A 4052-nucleotide genomic window follows, 5' to 3' on the forward strand; every position below is an offset into this window, starting at 1 on the left:
CCGCCAGCCAGGTGACCCGATGACGGATGATCAAGCCCGATGATCATGGTCGCCGACCAGCCCACTCATACCTGATGAACCCCAAACCAGCCCCTCTCACCTGCGGATTGAGGATGGAAACTCCTCATTGGCAGGTAGCCCCACATTCCAAGATCGAGCCGCACGCTCTGTGACCTATGTCATGCCGCCTCCGGCCCAGTCGGCGGGCCGCAGTTGGCGGCCTCGGCCGACCTGGGACAGGAAGAGCCGCTTCGGCTGCGGCGCCAAGGTCGACAGACCATTCGGGCTTGATCACGGACAGGACAACGTGGGCCATCAAGGTGTGAACTCATGTGTGAAGTAGCGGCCTTTGTCGAGCTCGGTGATCAGCCCGGTCCGCACAGCGTGAGCCACGGACCGGGCTGGCCACGCGGTCGGGAGGGAAGGCCTTCAGGCTGCGGGGACGGGCAGCAGCCGGTAGGTGTCCCCATGCGTGATCACGCGGCCGGAGGAGACCTGGATCCGCCGTCCGATCGCGCGCGGGTGCACCGAGTAGTCGTTGAGGTCGACGCGGATGTAGTGGTCCCGGCCCAGGCGGGTGTGGAAGCGGTACCACTGCGACGGCCCGATCGGGGGCAGGGCGAGCATGCCCGCCCGGTCGGCCTCCCAGCGATCGGCGGGGCGGGCCTGGATCCTGCGGTGCAAGCGCCGGTTGGCGACCTTGAGCCAGTCCTGGAGCTGGCCGTTGAAGTCGTCCGGGCCGGTGAATGTGCGCCCGGGCACGAAGCTCGTCTCCAGGTAGCCATTGGCCCGCTCGACCAGGCCCTTCGCTTCTGGATCCCGGGGGCGGCACAAGTGGATCTTGACCGCGAGCAGGCCCGCGAACGCGGCGAACTCGGTGGTCAGCCTGCCCTGCCCGATGCCGGACTCGTTGTCCCACACCAGCATCCTGGGGACCGCGCCCCAGCCGGTCAGCAGCCGCCAGTGCCCGGCGATCAGGTCGCCGGTCTGCCGGGTGGGCAGCATCCGCGCGGTGATCACCCGCGAGTAGCCGGACACTATGACCAGCACCGGCGGGCAGCCGAACTGCCCGTAGCCGACCGGGATGTGCACCGGCGGGAACCACAGGTCACACTGCGCCAGCTCACCGGGCTCGTAGACCGTCCGCCCGACCGGGTCCGCGGGCAGGTAGGCGGGCCGCAGCTCGCGCACCCGCTCCTTGAGCACCGTTATCCCACGCTCCCAGCCGATCCGCTCGGCGATGACCGTGGCCGGCATCGTCGGCGTCGCCTTGAGGAGCTCGCGGATCTGCGGCTCGAAAGCGTCCACCGCCGAGCCCTTCGCCGGACGCTGGTAGACCGGCGCCCGATCGGACTCCAGCGCCCGCTTGACCGTGTTCTTCGAGATGGACAGATGGCGGGCGATCGCCCGGATCGGCATCTGCTCAGCCCGGTGGAGCCGACGAATCTCAGCCCAGTCCTCCACGGAAATCACCCTCTCCTCCTGACCTTCGAATCAAGATCAGGATGATCGGACGACCACCAGGTGGGTCAGATTTGTACCGCCGTTCAGCGGTCAGGATTCAGGTCTGGCACACTTTCCGTGCCAGGGCACAGAGCGTCACGGGCTCCATGATCATCAGCGAGCATCATACGCACAGAGCCTCGTATTCCCGCCGTGTGACAGCTGCTCCAGATGGCATGTGGTAACGCTCCGTTGTGCCAGCACGGAAAGTGTGCCAGAACCAGGATTCACCCGACGCCGACAACCGTCTGTCACCCGACGCTGACAGACGCCATGAACCCGTGCAGCCGGACCTCTTCCTACGCTCCCGGCACCGACAGCCCCGCTACCCCCGTCCCCGCGGGGCTGTCACCCGCTCGGCCGCGGACGCCAAATCCGGATGGGTGCAGATCTTTTGAGGGTCTGGCCCACCTGCGGTTTTGTACGGATCGAGTCCATCGTCGCCACGGAGCCCATCACGGCCGACCTGCCCGTCTTTCTCTCACGGCACCCGTTGCTCCGCGTCGGCGCCGTACGGCCGGGCGTAACTGACACGGCGTAGCCGTGCTGGATCACGAACCCGCAGGTCACGCTCGTGCCAGACACCCTCAAAAGATCTGCACCCTTCTCAGTTCGCCGGGCGTTGCGCGGTTCCCCTGGAGGGGAAACCCTCACCCGCAGGTGACACATCGTTCTCCTGGATGGGAAACCCGCAGGCAGGAAGCCCAGAACGTCGGGCGGTACCACTGGATACCGTCTTGTTTCAGCGGAGCAGAACAAGTAGCGCGGTTTCCCTCCCAGCGCGTACATCGGTTACCTGGGCGGGAAACATGCAGGTAGACGCCCCCGTACGGGCGTTTCTGCTGCGGGGGCCCGCGCGTCACCTGCCGGCGGTCCTGTCCGCGGCGTACTTCTGGACCGTGGACCACGACTACGGCATGCACCTCACGCTCGCGATGGGCGGCCGTTTCGGCCTCCACACCAACGACTGGCCCCCGAGCACCCAGTGGGTCGCCCCCTACCTCTCGATCATCGCCAACGCCTTGGACCAGGAAGAGTCCGCGGCGTTCTTCGAGGCGGCCCGACGCGCGCACCACCGAGAACTGAAGGTGACGAAAGCCCGGACGCACCAGTTCGGCTTCGCCGCCTACCTGTCCACCCAGCTGGACGACCAGGAGCGGACCCTCGCCCGCGCATCGGCATGGGAGGCGATCAAGGCGATCCACCACATCGTCCGGCAGGACCCCACCGCCGACTTCGAGCAGTACATCGACTGCGCCATCGATGCCTGGGCCCGCAGCGCCGGACGGCAGCCGGTGGCAGCGGCCTCTGGCTCGTAGCCGAGCAGCAGCACCAGGCACAGTCGACCCGCCCCGTGCCGAATGCTGCATGCGCTGCACCGCCTGCTGCTGCACTCCGGAGCCCGCCTGTTACACGAGCAGCACCCATGTGCCGCCTGGCTCCGGGCCGGGACGTGCAAAAGCTGTGCCGCAACCCGAGCAGCAGGGCAGCACGGGCGAGCAGCACCAGGAGCAGCACGTGCAGCTCCCGGACCGGGTTGTTGCCACCCTTGGCGCACCCGTTGTCGCAGCCGATATTGGCACGGCGCCCCGGGCGGCCAACGGCCCCCCGGCAGTCGCGGACAGCCAGTGACCGGCCGGACCGCCCTCGCGCGCGAGCGTTGGAGACCGCCGGAGCGGCCCCCGGCGAGGTGATGAAGAAGAAGCACCATCGCAGCCGTCGCCGGATTGCGCAGTCCGCCGCCGAGCCCGTCGCGGCCGTCGCGGCCGTCGTCCCCAGAGCCGTCGCGGCCGTGGTGAGTTCCGCCCGGGGCCGTGGTGAGTTTTCGGATTGCGCACTCACCGCCGCAGGTCAGAGCCGGTTGCGCAGTCACCGCCGCGCCGACTGCGCAACCGGCACGGCCCATTGCGCAGCCCGGCCGGGCGCAACGCAGGGCGTGTAAATGCTGTGCTGCAACCCGAGCAGGAGGGCAGCGGCACGGCAAGCAGCACCAGGAGCAGCATGAGCGGGAAGAGGCGCTGCTACTGGTCGGGGTGGACCGCCTGGACGCCGTGGCGGCGGCGCATGAGGTCACGGTGCCACCGCAGGATCGTGTCCGGGGAGACAATCAGGCGGAACTGCCCCAGCCGAGCGCGAGGCAACCGGTGGAGGAGCGCGACTAGGAAAACGCGGTCCGCCGCAGTGAAACGTGGCCTGTCGATCTGCCGCTGCAGGACGGCGAGCTGGTGACGCAGCGTCAATATCTCGATGTCCTTGTCGATGTCGGTCATCGGCAGCAGCCGCATGAGGGCGAACACCCTCGACACGGCGAGGTAGGGCAGTCGCAGCACGATCGATCAGCCTGACACGCCTGCCCGCCGATCGTCGGCCGTTCGCAAGACCTGCACGTCACAGCCCATGGATGGGGTTTTCGGCACCCGCAGTGAGGTGGGGCTGGAACTGCACCCGGAGAAGACGAGGATCGTGTACTGCCAGGATGACAACCGGCGCGGCTCCTACGAGCACACCGAGTTCACGTTCCTGGGGTTCACCTTCCAAAGGCGCTCCAC

General features: G+C 67.8%; 2 protein-coding genes and 1 pseudogene. 1 reads left to right on the forward strand and 2 read right to left on the reverse strand.

All coding sequences use genetic code 11. The features are described from left to right. Window positions 1-492: 492 nt before the first annotated feature. A pseudogene (gene istA / locus FCI23_RS54340) lies at window positions 493-1473 on the reverse strand (IS21 family transposase); the annotation flags it as partial. 839 nt (window positions 1474-2312) lie between these two features. Here istA and FCI23_RS54345 point away from each other — a divergent pair. Further along, on the forward strand, window positions 2313-2822 hold the full coding sequence (locus FCI23_RS54345) for a hypothetical protein (protein WP_136731582.1): 510 nt from the start codon (window positions 2313-2315) through the stop codon (window positions 2820-2822). A gap of 702 nt (window positions 2823-3524) precedes the next feature. Here the strand turns inward: FCI23_RS54345 and FCI23_RS54350 are convergent. After that, window positions 3525-3833: a hypothetical protein gene (locus FCI23_RS54350; RefSeq protein WP_246144916.1), complete on the reverse strand. Its 309-nt coding sequence runs from the start codon at window positions 3831-3833 to the stop codon at window positions 3525-3527. Window positions 3834-4052 lie beyond the last annotated feature (219 nt).

It is taken from the genome of Actinacidiphila oryziradicis (assembly GCF_005047355.1).
In the GTDB taxonomy this organism is placed as follows: Bacteria; Actinomycetota; Actinomycetes; order Streptomycetales; family Streptomycetaceae; genus Actinacidiphila; species Actinacidiphila oryziradicis.